The 15,245-nt window shown below is 30.9% G+C and carries 16 protein-coding genes; 4 read left to right on the top strand and 12 right to left on the bottom strand.

The genetic code is table 11. From position 1 onward, the window contains the following. Positions 1-77 precede the first annotated feature (77 nt). Positions 78-1,109, top strand: coding sequence for a rhodanese-related sulfurtransferase (locus IU405_RS03585; RefSeq protein WP_197437240.1), 1,032 nt, complete (start codon positions 78-80; stop codon positions 1,107-1,109). Here the strand turns inward: IU405_RS03585 and IU405_RS03580 are convergent. The 8 genes from IU405_RS03580 to IU405_RS03545 all read right to left on the bottom strand — a co-directional run bounded on the left by IU405_RS03580 (position 1,106) and on the right by IU405_RS03545 (position 9,115). Next, positions 1,106-3,775 (bottom strand): carboxypeptidase-like regulatory domain-containing protein, encoded by a 2,670-nt coding sequence (locus tag IU405_RS03580; protein WP_231749512.1) that lies wholly within the window; start codon positions 3,773-3,775, stop codon positions 1,106-1,108. The two genes, IU405_RS03585 and IU405_RS03580, sit on opposite strands and share 4 nt — an antisense overlap. Beyond that, entirely contained in the window at positions 3,760-4,443 is a 684-nt protein-coding gene (locus IU405_RS03575; protein ID WP_317193345.1) for a GLPGLI family protein, read from the bottom strand. The genes IU405_RS03580 and IU405_RS03575 overlap by 16 nt, the downstream gene beginning before the upstream one ends. Before the next feature lie 106 nt (positions 4,444-4,549). Continuing rightward, complete coding sequence (locus IU405_RS03570; protein WP_197437238.1) at positions 4,550-5,329, bottom strand: GLPGLI family protein; 780 nt, start codon at positions 5,327-5,329, stop codon at positions 4,550-4,552. A 52-nt stretch (positions 5,330-5,381) separates the two neighbouring features. Next, positions 5,382-5,636 carry a hypothetical protein gene (locus IU405_RS03565; RefSeq protein ID WP_197437237.1) on the bottom strand — a complete coding sequence of 85 codons (255 nt, stop codon included), beginning with the start codon at positions 5,634-5,636 and terminating at the stop codon, positions 5,382-5,384. A gap of 327 nt (positions 5,637-5,963) precedes the next feature. After that, positions 5,964-6,746, bottom strand: a complete 783-nt coding sequence (locus IU405_RS03560; RefSeq protein ID WP_197437236.1) for a GLPGLI family protein — start codon at positions 6,744-6,746, stop codon at positions 5,964-5,966. A gap of 304 nt (positions 6,747-7,050) precedes the next feature. Further along, positions 7,051-7,800: a GLPGLI family protein gene (locus tag IU405_RS03555; protein WP_197437235.1), complete on the bottom strand. Its 750-nt coding sequence runs from the start codon at positions 7,798-7,800 to the stop codon at positions 7,051-7,053. A gap of 88 nt (positions 7,801-7,888) precedes the next feature. Beyond that, entirely contained in the window at positions 7,889-8,215 is a 327-nt protein-coding gene (locus tag IU405_RS03550) for a hypothetical protein (protein WP_197437234.1), read from the bottom strand. Positions 8,216-8,674: 459 nt separating this feature from the next. Then, on the bottom strand, positions 8,675-9,115 hold the full coding sequence (locus IU405_RS03545) for a winged helix-turn-helix transcriptional regulator (protein WP_231749510.1): 441 nt from the start codon (positions 9,113-9,115) through the stop codon (positions 8,675-8,677). Positions 9,116-9,369: 254 nt separating this feature from the next. Here IU405_RS03545 and IU405_RS03540 point away from each other — a divergent pair, with 254 nt between their 5' ends. Genes IU405_RS03540 through IU405_RS03530 form a run of 3 tightly spaced genes read left to right on the top strand, consistent with a single transcriptional unit; the run spans position 9,370 to position 11,604 of the window. After that, entirely contained in the window at positions 9,370-10,152 is a 783-nt protein-coding gene (locus tag IU405_RS03540) for a nuclear transport factor 2 family protein (protein WP_197437233.1), read from the top strand. A gap of 21 nt (positions 10,153-10,173) precedes the next feature. Then, positions 10,174-10,710 carry a hypothetical protein gene (locus IU405_RS03535; protein ID WP_197437232.1) on the top strand — a complete coding sequence of 179 codons (537 nt, stop codon included), beginning with the start codon at positions 10,174-10,176 and terminating at the stop codon, positions 10,708-10,710. 24 nt (positions 10,711-10,734) lie between these two features. Further along, positions 10,735-11,604 carry an SDR family oxidoreductase gene (locus tag IU405_RS03530; protein ID WP_197437231.1) on the top strand — a complete coding sequence of 290 codons (870 nt, stop codon included), beginning with the start codon at positions 10,735-10,737 and terminating at the stop codon, positions 11,602-11,604. A gap of 144 nt (positions 11,605-11,748) precedes the next feature. On the opposite strand, the gene IU405_RS03525 is transcribed toward IU405_RS03530, so the two are convergent. From IU405_RS03525 to IU405_RS03510, 4 genes are all read right to left on the bottom strand, one after another. Beyond that, complete coding sequence (locus IU405_RS03525; RefSeq protein WP_197437230.1) at positions 11,749-12,888, bottom strand: T9SS type A sorting domain-containing protein; 1,140 nt, start codon at positions 12,886-12,888, stop codon at positions 11,749-11,751. A 156-nt stretch (positions 12,889-13,044) separates the two neighbouring features. Continuing rightward, the gene (locus IU405_RS03520) at positions 13,045-14,049 is read right to left on the bottom strand and encodes an alpha/beta fold hydrolase (protein WP_197437229.1); all 1,005 of its coding nucleotides are present in this window, start codon (positions 14,047-14,049) and stop codon (positions 13,045-13,047) included. 1 nt (position 14,050) lies between these two features. After that, on the bottom strand, positions 14,051-14,539 hold the full coding sequence (locus IU405_RS03515) for a hypothetical protein (RefSeq protein WP_197437228.1): 489 nt from the start codon (positions 14,537-14,539) through the stop codon (positions 14,051-14,053). 11 nt (positions 14,540-14,550) lie between these two features. Beyond that, entirely contained in the window at positions 14,551-15,243 is a 693-nt protein-coding gene (locus IU405_RS03510) for a hypothetical protein (RefSeq protein WP_197437227.1), read from the bottom strand. Between the last annotated feature and the right edge of the window lie 2 nt (positions 15,244-15,245).

Below are 15,245 nucleotides of genomic sequence, written 5' to 3'. Positions count from 1 at the left end.
TGTTTACATTTGCAGTACATAATCAAAAGAGCTGAAAAATGTTCAGCTAATAACGTATAACTTAAAAAAAGTATAGCATGCAACTGTACAACAAGTTAAGCGCACAAGAACGTGCTGCCTTAATTGATGCCGCTGGCAAAGACCGAATTACCATTTCTTTTTATCAATACCATCAGATAAAAAACCCACAGATTTTAAGAGATAAATTGTTTTTAGAGTGGAATGCATTGGATGTTTTAGGACGTATTTATGTTTCTTACGAAGGCATCAATGCGCAATTATCTGTTCCTTCAGAGAATATGCACGCGTTGAAAAAGCAATTGGATAGCATTTCTTTTTTGAAAGACATCCGCCTGAATGTTGCCATTGAGCAAGACAATAAATCCTTTTTAAAACTCAAAGTAAAAGTCAGAAACAAAATTGTGGCTGACGGTTTGAATGATGCAACTTTTGATGTAACGAACAAAGGAATTCATGTAAACGCGGCTGAATTCAATGCTTTATTGACGGATCCAAACACCATTTGCGTGGACATGCGCAATCATTATGAAAGTGAAATTGGACATTTTGAAGGCGCCATTACGCCAGATGTGGATACTTTTCGTGATTCGTTGGATTTGATAGAAGCCGAATTAAAAGACCACAAAGAAGACAAAAAATTATTGATGTATTGCACAGGGGGCATTCGTTGCGAAAAAGCATCTGCCTATTACAAACACAAAGGATTCAAAAATGTGTTTCAATTAGAAGGGGGTATTATTGAATATACACGCCAAGTAAATACTTTGGGAATTGAAAACAAGTTTTTAGGAAAAAACTTTGTATTTGATGACAGACGTGCAGAAAAAATTTCAGAGGATGTGATAGCACATTGCCATCAATGTGGAAAAACTGCAGATACACATACCAATTGTGCGAACGAAGGCTGTCATTTGTTGTTTATTCAATGTGATGAATGTGCTGAGAAAATGGAAAATTGCTGCTCAACAGCCTGTCAAGAAATCATTCATTTGCCATACGAAACCCAAAAAGAACTCCGCAAAGGAAAACACGCAAGCAACAAAATTTTTAAAAAAGGGAGGAGTGAGGTGTTGAAGTTTAAGGGTTAAAAACGAATCTCCATTTTTAATAAAATCATTCTTGGTAATAATCGATATTCTGTGGTGGAAGAACCAAAATCACTGATGGAAAAGTTTCGAAATGATTGAGTGTTGAACAAATTTTTTCCAGAAAGATGAAGCGTTATTTTGTCTTTTTTTAATTGATAACGTGCATCTAAATCTAAAAAATAATAGGTGTTGTTGTTGGCAAAATTCCCAAAATAATAACGTTCTGATTGGAGTTGGAGATCAAAGGATTCTTTAAAAACAAAAGACATATCCAAAAAAGAAGTATTGTCTGTAAATGAATTTTCAATAGTAGTTTTAATGGTGTTTGTGTGCCATTTTGTACCTATATGATAATTGAAAATTCCCTGAAAACCAGAACGCAATTCAAAACCATATTGCATGGAATTGGAAGTGATTTCTCTTAAATCAGCATTGTTGATGCTATTTTTAAAATTGTTTTTGCTGTAACCTACATCAATTTTTAAGTTGGAAGAAATCGCATTAAAATAATAATCAAAATTACTCTGAACACTTAAAAACTCACTGTCTTGAATAAGAATTTTTTCTGATTGTGAGTAGTTTTGAGTGATGATGGAATTTGTGGAAAAGAAATCATGATTTTTATTGAATATAAAAAATGTATTCGCAAAAAAGCGATCACTCCAATTGCCCAACTGATAGTTCACTAAAAAATTGGAAGCATTCAGTTGATTAAAATTTCCTGTTCCTTTTGAAAACGATCGAAAACCAGTCAATACAAAATTTTCATACACATCTAAAATTCCAGCATTTTTAATGTTATATCCAAAAGAAGACATGATTTTATTTTTATCATTCAATTTCCAATCTAAGCCAACACTTGGATTGATGAAAAAGGGAGAGGCATCTTTTGTACTGTTTTCCGTTTCTAAACGATTGTACAATTGATGAAAATTGAGCGTTCCACTCAGTGCAATATCATTGATTTTATATAGATATTTTGTTTTCAAAAAACTATTATTCACAAAATAAGAAGTGTTATTTTGATATGCTAAAGGATTTTCTAAGACAGTTTCATCCTCCAAAATAGAAAAAAGAGATGTCAATCTGTCTTTGCGAAATTCATTTCCAAACTGAATTTCTAGCAAATTTCCATTTTCTTTTCTGTCTAATAAATGGGCGTTTACGCCCGCAAAAATCATGTTGTTGTTGTTTTGTTGACTTACATTATTTGCGTTAGTAACATCAGGAAATAAATCCCCATAAAAAAATTGATTGATGGTATAGTTTTGAGGCGTTTCTTCATTGATAAAACGTCCTGTAAGCAAAAACACTTTTGAATCCTTGAACTTATTAGTATAATTTATTTTTTGATCAAAAAGAAAGTTGCTACTATTCAAATTTTCGAGGGTTGAATTGCCGTTAAAAAGTAAGTTTGAGTTGGCAAAATAGTTACCATCATTGTATTTAGTAACCGTTTCAAAGGTTGCTGTTTTTGAAATAGTGTAATTAATATCTAGTTTTCCAAACCCTATTTTTTGTGTATTTCTGAGTTCAAAATTTTCGGTATTGGTAAAGTTGGTGTTTCCAACATTAAAAACCTCACTGCTGTTTCTGAAAAAATCAGTTTCATCCCAATTAAAAAATCCCAATGTTTTTATTTTGAGTTTTTCTGTTGGATTAAAAATAGCATTTAAGGACAATAACTCAGCATTGTTAAAATTGGTTCTACTTCTTTTAAAATTTAGACCACTTGTATTGGAAAGACTCAACAAACTTGCCACTTGTTGATCATCGCCAATATTACCAGGTTCATTGACTCTAAAAGGAGAAATCAAATTCTGAATATCGCCAGTGGCATCATAGCCAATGCTGTTTACATTGGTCAAAAAATAGTATTTATTTTTCTTGCCAAAGTTCATGAGATTTGCCTTGAGTTCATAAAAGGAGTCATTTCCTTTGCCAATTGTGGTGTTGCCAAACCAGATACGTTTTGCATTTTCATTTAATTTTAGGTTCAAAGCTACTTTATCACTTTCTTCAATACCTTTTAACAATCGGTTGTTAGAATATCTTTTTAGCACTTCTACTTCTTCAATGGGATAAGCAGGCATGTTTTTAGAAAGAATTTTATAGCCTCTTTCAAACAAGTCATCACCATCAACCATCAATTTTTCTATTTCTTGATTGCCTACTTTGATGGTGCCATTAGAATCGATATTTAAACCTGGGATTTTTTTCAATAAATCTTCTACAGTTTGCTCAGTACCATTGACAAAAAATTTAGTTTTAAAAGTGATGGTATCTTTTTTTAATTTGATGGCTTTTTCAGATTCTATGATGATTTCATTGATTTCAAAAGGTTGTTCTTCTAAAATAGCATCTATTTTTAGCTCTTTTTGATTGTCAATTTCAAAAGAAATCGTTTTGGTTTTATACCCTAATGATGAAAAGCTAATGGAAAATTTTCCCTTTTTGGAAGTTGTTAGGGTGTATGTTCCTTTATCGTCAGAAAAAGTGTAATCTATAATAGCTTCAGAAATGCTGTCTTTTAAAACAATACTAACCGAGCTTAGTTTTTCTGTCGTATTTGAGATTGTTCCAGCAATTTTTATTTGGGAAAAACAATGGATATGAAATAAAACCATTGTAAAAAAAAGTGAAGTTGTAGTTATTCTTCTTCCCATTCATATTTTTTTTCAATACTTGTTCTTTCAATTTTACCAAGTCTTGTAACATCGCCTCTAGGTGAACTCGTTATCACTTTTTGTGAAACTAACGTCATTTTTTTTTCAAAGTTTTCAACGATACTTCTATTTGAAACAATTGGAACAATATGATTTTTTGGATTGAATAATAAATCAATATTAGTTTGATAAGGATAGACAATTTTCTTGGCTTTCCAGTGATATTTTTGTCCTTTTGTATCTACATTATAAACTTCAAGAATCAAACCAGGCAAGCCTTTAAATTTAAATGGCCCAAAACCAATAGGGATTTCAGGTGTGTAATATACCACTATTTCAGAACCTCTAAATACTGTAGTTGCCTTGTAACATGTAAAATTATTTATCTTTTTACTTTCAGTTTCAGAAATATTCCAATTTATTTTTGGAACACTATCAATAGCAACAATTTCTTTTTTGTTTTTTGGTGGAGTGCTTACAAAATATAAATTGTTGTCTTTTAAAGTCATATAATATTTCATGCTATTTGCCTTAATTCTTTTTTCTCGAACTATATAATTTCCATATTCATCTTTTTCAATATTTTCATTTTGATTTTCAAAATCAATAAAATTTGTTGAATACAAAGAGTTATTAGAATTCGCGACTAAATGCTCTGTGGTAAATATTTGATTTTTTTTACATCATATTCCACAAATATTTTTTTTGAGGAATTTTGACTAAAAATACTATTGAAATGTAATAGTAGTATTGTTACAAAAAGTGAAATCGTATTTATTTTTCTTCTTCCCATTCATAGATAAGTTCAATTCCATTTCTTTTAATTTTCATGTCTTTAATTATACTACCTTGTGGCAATTTAGTGGTTATACGTTTTGAATAATCCAAAGAATTCTGTTCTTTAATTGCAACATATTCTTTTAATTTAATTTTCTGATAAGATTTTTCGTTTGGTATTATTAATTCGAAATTTTCTTTAAAAGGATATATAATATTTTTTAGTTGCCAAGAAAAGATTTTATCTTCGTCATAAATTTCTAAAATCAAACCAGGAAGTCCAGAGAATTTCCAAGGGCCTTTATTTACAGGTACTTCATTAGTATACCAAGCAATATAATTTCTACCTCTAAAATACGTTGTTGCTTTTGTACACAAAAACGCACCAATTTTTTTTGTTTCTTCTTTTATTTTCCAATTAAAAGAATATACTTTTTCTTCAATTAAAAATTTAGTATTGTTACCAGAAGTATGTTTTATTAGATTTTGATTACCATCTTTAAATAAATAAAAAATATTATCACTTTCTGAATAAGAATATTTTATGTAAGTATCTTCTTTTTCAGAATACACTATAGTATTATCTTTTTCATATTTTACGTTTTTTGGATTTACAATATATAGAGATAGATTATTTTCAATAAATAGTTCAGCTTTTATGTATATTGGTTGATTAGATAAGTTAGCCACTACTTCATAGGTTGCTACTATTTTTTTATTTTGAGCTGTAATTGCTAAAATAAAAAAAATTAGTATAGATGTAAAACTTTTTTTCATAAAATAAGGTTTATAAGTTGGGATATTTTTTTATTAAAATATCCCAACTTTTTTAATAAGAGATATACCCCATTGTTGTTAAATAATTTCTAGCTTGAGCATCACAACTTTCTTGTGACCCTGCATAACCAACCCAATGAGTGAAGGTATAGGAGAAAGATTCAAAAGTAGTTGGGTCTGTAACCACATGCCTAACCTGAACCCAACAATTAAACACATCAATATTTAAAGACTGATTGTTGTCATTTTTCCCAAAGGAAAACAAAAAGCTCAAACAAAAAGTTAATGTTAATACTATTTTTTTCATGTTTATTATTTTTTTAAAATTATTAAAATTAGTTTACAGAACGCAACAATTACGTTCACAAATACCAACAAGGAGTTCACCTTGTTCACCGTCAATAAACTAAAAAGAAGCTGCGCAATTTTTATATAAGAATCTTTTTAGAGGGATTTTCGCGAAAAAATGCCGCAATGAAATTAGCAAGGTTTCATAACAACAAAGCAAACATAAAAAAAAAAAAAAACGATTCACACAAGGAAAAACACCCTTTTTTAAAAATAATTTTGATTTTTTTTAGGTTCATTGTTAAATATGGTAGATTTTAAAGATTTTAATTCAAAATATTCAAATTTATTTATCTTCTTCCCATTCATAAATAAGTTCTATTCCATTTCTTTTAATTTTCATGTCTTTAAATTCAGATCCTTTTGGCATTTTTGTTTGAATAAGGCTCGCAAAATTTGTAGAATTTTTTCCTTGAACACCCACATATTCTTTTAAATGTATTTTAGTATAGGTCTCTTTATTTGGAATTTCTTTTGGAGAATTTTCTTTGAATGGATAGCGTATAGTTTGTGTTTTCCACGAAAATAAATTTTCTAAATCTTGTACTTCAATAATCAGCCCAGGCAAACCCGAAAATTTCCAAGGACCACTATTTAAAGGTATTTCAGGACTATACCAAGCAATATAATTTCGTCCTCTAAAATAAGTTGTAGCTTTTATGCAATTGAAATCTCCAATTTTTTTTGTGTCTTTATGTATAGTCCATTTAAATGGATGTATTTTTTCTTGTACTATCAATTTGGTTTCTCTAGAAGTTGAATTGAATTCAAGTGAGTCTTTTAATTTATCTGTAATTAAAAAAAAAGCAGTATTACTTGATTTGTATATAATTTTAGTCACACTATTATCATTTTCATTGTAAGTCGCTTTTTCTTCTTTGTTGTATTTTGTATCTTTTGGATTGATAGTGTAAACAGATTTAGTTTTATCTACAAATAATTTTGCATTCACATAAATAGGATTACCAGTAGATAAATTTGTGATTTCATATTCCACATACACTTTTTTATCTTGTGATTTTATGATGCCCGTAAGCAATAATAAAATAAATATAGGTAAATTTTTCATACCTATTATTTTAACAATTTTATGGTATTTAAGATGTAAAATACTTCCAAACTAGTTAATATCTTTATATATATATTATTAACTTGTTGAGTGTAATTCAATTTTTAAAAGTAAAACCACATAGGCACATCCTTTTACTGTTTTTTTAAAGACGTTTCACTCAATTTCAGAAAATCATAGCTATGTGAATCCCAAAAATTGGGCTATGAACCCCTTTTTTCTATTTTTCTATGTGGTTTTATAATGATATGATTTTTCAAATTTATTTTTGTCTTAATTACACCCATTGAGTTATGTATTATTACTAAAATTTTAACCCTTTTTCCAAATCATAATAATTATCTTCCATATCACGTCGAGATATAACGCTTGAGGCATGACCTTCTGTTCTAGACTTAAACACTTTAATTAATTTTTCTATTCTTTGTTTCTCTTCCTTTACAAAACTAATTAAATTGATTTTTTCTAATTTGTCATCTAAATCTAATTTAAAATTTGCTGATGAGGTTTTTAAATCGATAATTTCAAAGTTTATTATTTCACTTTCATCATATGCTTTCATTATTAAACCTGGAAGCCCATGCAATTTCCATGGACCAAAAGGTGTTACTATTGATGGTGTATACCAAGCAATATAATTTTTTCCTCTGAAATGAGTTGTTGCTTTCAAACATTTAATTTTATTAATTATTTTTTCATCTTTTAAAAGTCTCCATTTGAGTTTAGGTATAGCCTCAGTTACATAAAAATATTTTTTATTTCTATTTGTTAAATCAAAAATACTATCTTTAATTTTGTCTGAGTACAAATAATAAGTGTTCTTATCACTATAAGTTAAAGATATTTTGTCATCATTAACATTTTCTTTGTCTTTATTGCTTAATACTCTATAAGTATATAACGATTTAGTTGAATTGAATATTAAAGTAGCGTTATATAATTCATTATTAAGATATTTTCCGGTCATAGTATATTTCGCTTGATAAAAATTCTCTTGGGAATGAACGGATAATTCTAAAAAAATTATTATGAGTATTATTAATTTAATTTTCATTTTTTCATTTTTTATTTTAAAAACAATAAATAATTAAAAATCTATTGTTTAGTATTAATTGCTAAAAAGAATGTATAGTAATTAGCAATTATTCATCACCAGCTAATTTTCTCAAGATTGCATGCATTTCATCTACGGCCTGACGAATACCACTGCATGGAACTCTATTTCTAAAAATTGTAAATCCTTTATAGCTTGATGAGATACTCACCGAACAAAAAGAATCAAAACTTAATAGATAGGTTTCGTATTTTTTGACTTGTGAAAAGTTAAATTGCTCTAAAAAATTATTGTTGCAAATTAAATTAAGTTCAAAATTTATTTTCTCTTTAGAGTATTTGTTTTCTTTATTTTGATTTGCAAAACCTATATTACCCACAAATATTACAAATAAAAGTAAAATTAATTTTTTCATGATTTTAAATTTCTTAATTATAGTTTATTATTCAATACTAAATCAAATTGTTATTATTTCCTACAAAGAGTTTAATTTGTTCACCGTCAATAAACTAAAAAGAAGCTGCGTAATTTTTATATAAGAATCTTTTTAGGAGGATTTTACGTAAAATATTGTTAGGAAGTTTGCAACTTTTCATAACAATAATACAAACATAAAAAAAAAAAAAAACGATTCACACAAGGAAAAACACCCTTTTTTAAAAATAATTTTCAAATTGTTTACAAATCGTAATGATTCTTCACTAAAAAGCAAAAAATGGCACATAATTCTCAAAGAACTCCGCAAAGGAAAACACGCCAGCAACAAAATTTTTAAAAAAGGGAGGAGTGAAGTCTTGAAGTTTAAGGGGTGATGTTTTATAAAGGTTAAAATGCGGATATTAAAGGTTAAATTTGCATACGATAAAAATCTTATTTAATGTAAGTAATTTATTGTAGTTAGTTTTTCTTTGTATTTTTTTTCTATTTCATTCGCAAAAGCCATTTTATCATTCCTTAGGAATTCCATTGCTTCTCCGTTCACAATGATAGGATGGATGTCTCTAAGATTTTTATCGCCCCAAAAAGCTAGTTCTACTAAAACAGGTGTTAAAGCCAAGCCTTTCTCAGTTAAAAGATAAAGGTTTGTTTTTTTATTATCTGGTCGTTGTGTTTTGAAAATTATACCAGTTTCTTCTAAAAATTTAAGTTTGGCCGTCAAAATATTGGTAGCAATTGCTTCATCAGCTTCGGTAAATTCTTTGAAAGTTTCTTTTCCTTCTATGAGCATTTGCTTTACGATAACTAACAACCACTTTTCGCCCACTATATCCAAAGCCGAAGTAAAAGGACAGTTACATTTAAATTTCACATTCATTCCTTGACATTCTAATTATTTCACAAAGGTACTGAAAAGTATTTTTGCTTGCAAAATGAAATTTATTTTAATTTTTACTTGCATATTAAAAGTAAATATGTAATTTTGCTTGCGAAACACAAGTAAAAAATAAACTTTAAAAAAAATCAATGAGCAAATCAATTTTAGTACTAATGTTTGCAGGTATTCTTGTTTCTTGCAACACTTCAGTAAAACAGAACACTAGCGAGGTTAATCAATCAAAAACAACAAAGATGACAAACAAAGAAATCGTAGGCACTTTCTTAGGTGCTGTAATGAAGCAAGACACTGCAACTATGCGCAAATTTGCAAATGCTGATTACATTCAACACAATCCATTTGTGCCAACTGGTTTAGAACCTTTTATTGGTTTATTACCAGTATTAAAAGAACACGGAACGTATGCCGAAAACGTGAGAATGTTTCAAGATGGCGATTTTGTGTTTATGCACAATATCTGGAAAAACGCCAAACCTTTTGGGGCGGATGAAATGGTGGCATTTGATATTATTCGTGTTGATAAAAACGGAAAAGTAGCCGAACATTGGGACGCAATGACAGTTTTAGCCAAAGAAACTGCCAGCGGAAGAACGCAAACCGATGGACCAACAACCGTTGAAGATTTAGATAAAACTGAGGCAAACAAAGCTTTAGCAGTTTCTCTTATTGAAGACGTTTTAATGGGTAAAAATCCAAGTAAGATTGGCGACTACATCAGTTCTGAAGAATATCATCAGCACAACCCACAAATTAAAGACGGATTGACTGGCATAGTTGAAGCAGTGCAGTATCTCACTTCTCAAAACAATATGTTTAAATACACCAAAATCCATAAAGTGTTGGGCGAAGGTAATTTCGTCCTAACGGTAAGCGAAGGTGAATGGAATGGGGGCAAGAAACACGTGTTTTACGACTTGTTCAGAATGAAAGACGGTAAAATCGTAGAGCATTGGGATGTGATTCAAGAAATTCCTACCGAAGGTTTGGCGCACAATAACGGGATGTTTGGATTTTAATTACTCTTAAAACTTATTACGATGAGCGAAATACAAATTTCAACCTTAGCAATGGTATTGTCCATTATTCCTGTAACACTTCACGGAATTGAAATGCTGTTTCCTATGCAAGCTCGCTGGATTGTCAATTGGGTATTGCCCTTTTTTGGACTTAAAGCTCCGAGCAGTAAAACGGCTTTGACACAAGACGAACAACTAACAATGCTTGATGCAGCTTTGGATGCATCGCCAAAGGAAAAGTTGACGAATGCAAAAGATTATCTTTTCCTTTTGCTTTTTGAACAACGTCAAGGAGCTATCGGGTTTACAGCCGTTGCTGTTGGTGCTATCTATGGAATGGGAGTTGAACTTGCTGCTCGTCAACCATTGCATTTAGTTTTTGGTGTAGTTGCAGTATTGATGATGTTGGTTAATGCCAATCAAGCGGGTTTTCTGCCATTCTTCGGTAAGCATCCAAAAGTTTCTACTCACGGTAGAAATGTAGGTATCGTGTTCACTCCCTTTTGGTTGGTTGTGACTATCCTTAATTACTTGGCGTTTTCGTATGCCTCAATTTAATTTCAAAATTCAAATATTTCTAAAATGAAAAATATAATCATCACAGGAAGCAGCAACGGATTTGGTCTGAAAGCTGCCAAAGATTTTGCCGACAAAGGCTATCAAGTTTTTGCTACAATGCGAAATCCTTATGGAAAAAATTCAGATGCAAAAGCAGAGTTAGAAAACCATTCTACACTTATAAAAGTTGTGGATATGGACGTAACCAATGATGAATCCGTAAAAAAAGCAATGTCAAATATTCTTGTAGAAGCAGGAAACATTGATATTCTTATCAACAATGCAGGAATAATGTATTTGGGCATTACCGAAGCATTCAGCGTTGAGCAAGCAAAATTTCAAATGGAAACCAATTATTTTGGTGCTATTAGAGTAATTCAAGCTGTTTTGCCTTCTATGCGTAAATCTGGCTCTGGTTTAGTTATTAATACTTCTTCGTTGGTTGGTCGTATGTCACCACCATTTTTTGGTACTTACACTGCAACTAAACACGCTTTGGAAGGATATTCACAAGCATTGCGTTACGAAGTTTCACCTTTTGGTGTTGATATAGTCTTGGTAGAACCTGGTCCTTTTGGTACAGGTTTATTGGCATCAGGACAAGCTCCTGCACATAGTGAAGTTTTAGCAACTTATGGCGAATTGGCAGGTGTTCCATCAGCAATGGGTGAAAATTTTGCTCAAATGTTACAGAGCGAAGATGCTCCCGACCCACAATGGGTAGTAGATGCATATTTGAAATTAGCCGAAACGCCTTTTGGTAGTCGTCCAACTCGAACTGTCGTTGGTATTACTTGGGGTGTTGATGAAATTAACGAATTAACGCAACCTATTCAAGATAGAGTTCTTAAAGAAATGCAGTTGGAGAATATACTTGGTGGTGTTTCGGTATAACCATTCAAGTTTTTCTCTATTTTATAAAATCGCAAGGGTTTCTGCTCTTGTGATTTTTTTTTGGTCAAATTGGCTACAACGTTCCTTGTATGGTGCTTTTGGATCCCGAAGGGTGTAAATGAACTATACAATTGTTAGGCACTTTTACTTTTCTTTAATAAGTTTAATTGCTTGATTATCTAACCTTAACACATAAATTCCATTAGACAAGTACGTTAAATCAAGATATATTTTTTTACCATTTACCTCTTTCTTTAAAACAAGCTCTCCTATTGTATTGAAAATTTGTAGGAAACTAGGATTATCAGAAGTCCTTTTTATATTAATAAACGAACTAACGGGGTTTGGATAAACTTCAGTTCCGTCAATGGTAATTTCATTTACTCCAAGCGAAACTTCACAATCTGAAAAGAAGTCATTGATGTAGTCTTGTTGTGATGAATTAGTCGAGTGGCCTGCATTTCCTCTAAGGTGAACCACATCTCCCGAAAGATATGAATATTCAAATATTAGTGGGCTTCCAATTGGGTTTCCAGGTCCACTAATTTGAGTACCTGAATATCCTTGGCTTTGAGCAACAATAAATGTTGCATCTTGAGCATTTAAAAAGTCAACGCCAACAATCGATGTTCCTCCTAAATATGGAATTATAGGATCATTGTCATTACATATGCTTAGATATTTTCTTCCACTTATAGGAACAATAATATTATCGTAGCCACAATAAGAACTTGAAGGATCTGAAGAACCATTAGGTTGATAATAATCTCCTAAATGATATTGTGGTTCATTTAACTGTGAAACAACCGCACAAACAATATCAATTCTCGGGTCATTATTTTCAATAAAAATTCTATTTGCTAAACCCGCACCGTTCGAAAAACCTAATATTCTAATTTTATTTATGTTAATATTTGAATAATTTTGTATCGAACCTATCAAATCTAAAATCATTTCCATATCAGGAGCTTCACTATTTTCGGAACAAATATCCCAGCTATTCATATATCCTGTTGGTGCTATCAATGCATGGCCGTTTAGTATACTTTGATATTGGGTTAAAATGGATGAGCCTGTTTGTCCATTACCATGTAATAAAATACAAATTGGAAATCCATTTATGGGAGGGTTGCCACTTGGAACTAAAATGTCCATTGGGTAAGTATATCCATTTGGTTGCTGACTCCATGTTTTAGTAATAGTTATAGTACTTGAGTTTGTAAGATTTTGACAAATAGAAAATACTGGAATTAGTATTAATACTAAGAGTAGATTGTTTTTCATTTTTATTGTGTTTATTAATACAAATCTATTAATTTAGATTTGTTGCGTTAAGTTATTGAATGGAGAAGATACTTAATAATTACAAAAAAACGGTTCAAGTTTACAACTAAACCGCTATTGCATTTTTTTTTTTTTTTGCTATAGTTTTTTTTTATTCTACTTCAACGTTTCAAACCAAAAATTAAACTTCTGGCTTATTTGTTTTGGGTGGCTTTCTGTCAAAAAGTGTTTCCCTTTTCCAAGATAAACAAAGGTTGCATTGTTGAAGTTTTCTTTGGCGTATTCAACTGCTTTTTTTCTATTTACTAATCCTTTTTTGGCATAGAAATATAAGATTGGGATTCGTGTTTCTTTCATTCCATTTGATATAGTGTCCAATAGAGTAGCAAAGTCACTTTCTCCCTTTCCTTTGGTGTAGGATAAAACGGCAGGGTCTGGACCATTGGTTATGGCATAGCGTCTTTCTTTCTCATCCCAAGGTTGCGTATAATGCGGATACGCTTCTTTTGGTAATTTTCTACCTGTAAAGAAATTAACCGCCAATTTTTTGCCAGCAAAATTCTTTTTAACCATCCATTTTTCATTCCCTTTTTTGGTTCTAGTGAGTTTCATAAACGCTTTGAAACTAAACGGTAATTGGTCGTACATTACATCAGCTGGCATAAAAGGAGCTTCAAAGAGAGCCATCCCCTTTACGTTCTGAGGTTCTCTAATCGCATAGAGCATCCCTACAATTGAGCCAATATCTTGAATAAAAAGTGTGACATTTTTAAGTTGCTTAGCTTCTATAAAATCAGTCAGCATTTTGTACTGTACTTCTACTGAAACGTTTCTGTCTTTTGGAAAACTTGATTTTCCAAAACCTAAAAAGTCCAAGGCTATTACCTTTTTATTATCGTCAATGTTTGGAATAATGTTTCGCCATAGATAAGCATTTGCAGGTAAACCGTGCAGTAATATTATTGGGTCACCTTCACCTGATTCAACATAGTGTACGGTATCCGTTCCTAGATCTATGAATTTAGACTCGAAAGGAAAATCTGCTGAAATATCTTTTTCTACTTTTGTTTTCTTTCCTTCATAAACACTTTGTGCTTTTATATTTTGAAAAGCAAAAAAACTCAGTGCAAGGAATAGAAGTATTTTATTATTTGTGCTCATATTATTTCTTTTTTAAATTTTTGAATAGTCTGATAAAAATGTAGATATGACTTAAGAATGCACCTAAACCATAGGTTACAAATGTCAACCAAATAATGCCGAGGTTATGATTATAGAGTTCTAAGCTAAAAAATTGAGGAAAAGCAGTAATTAAATCTCCAAACCCAACAATATTGAATATCCATACTAACGGAATGGCAAAACTCCATTTGTTTTTTAATGCAATGGCAGCAATGATGGCTAAAATTGCTGTAGTAAAGTCAAGCAGACCAACTGTTGTTAAAAAGTCCGAAGGAAAGCCGTCAAAAAACTGCTCTTTAGCCATAAACGTCAAGCCCAAATACCTAAAGGTGTTTAAGAAAACAAAAGGCAAAAGTGCATCGTGTAAGGATAGTTTTGAAATTCGAGGCTGAATCCAATACTTGAAACCTAAAATGATTGCGATTGTGCCTGTCAAGGCTTGTAAGTTGATAATTGTAAAATTGTCCATTTTTTATTACTTTAATTTTTTATTTTTTTTAGCACAAAATAGTTCAAGTAGAAAATCATACCTATATAGGTTAAAATAAGGGTAGGTATTGTGGTATTAAACATTACATTCAAGTCGGGAAGTCCAAACCAATCTTTAAATGAAGTCGTTGCTATTAAAAGTAAGAAAACAACTCCAAAAACAAATAAGCCTATTATATAAAACTTGTTTTTTGTAGTTCGTTCAATGCCTTTTTCTTTTTCTTTTTTGAAAAAATAGAACAATGCCAAGGTAGAAACTAAACCTTCTATTGCTATGGCGAGATAAACGTTGGAATGGTATAAACCAAGCCCAATAGTATGAGTTTCTTCGCCAAAAATATGGTGTGGGTAACCCGATATGAAATCCAAAATAAAATGACCTAGAACTAGAAGACCGCCTGCTATTCCAATTTTAGTACTCTTAAAGATTAAGCGACCTATAAGGAAGATTGCCAAAACCCAAAATAGTTGTGGCAACAAGTCGTGACTAAAAAGCATATTTACATCAATGCCTTGTAAAGTTACCTCTTCGACACTATTTGGTTCTGTTGGTTCAATACCTAAATAATGTAATGTAAGCCAAACTAAATCCTGAAATTGTGAAGCTATTAAGAAGAATATTAAAGTGCCTTTTGGGAATTTTTGGTAAGCCAAAAGAGCTGTAGAATAATGACCTGCTAACATAT

It is taken from the genome of Polaribacter sp. BAL334 (assembly GCF_015767435.1).
GTDB lineage: Bacteria > Bacteroidota > Bacteroidia > Flavobacteriales > Flavobacteriaceae > Polaribacter.
This window is presented reverse-complemented; position numbering and strand designations above follow the sequence as displayed.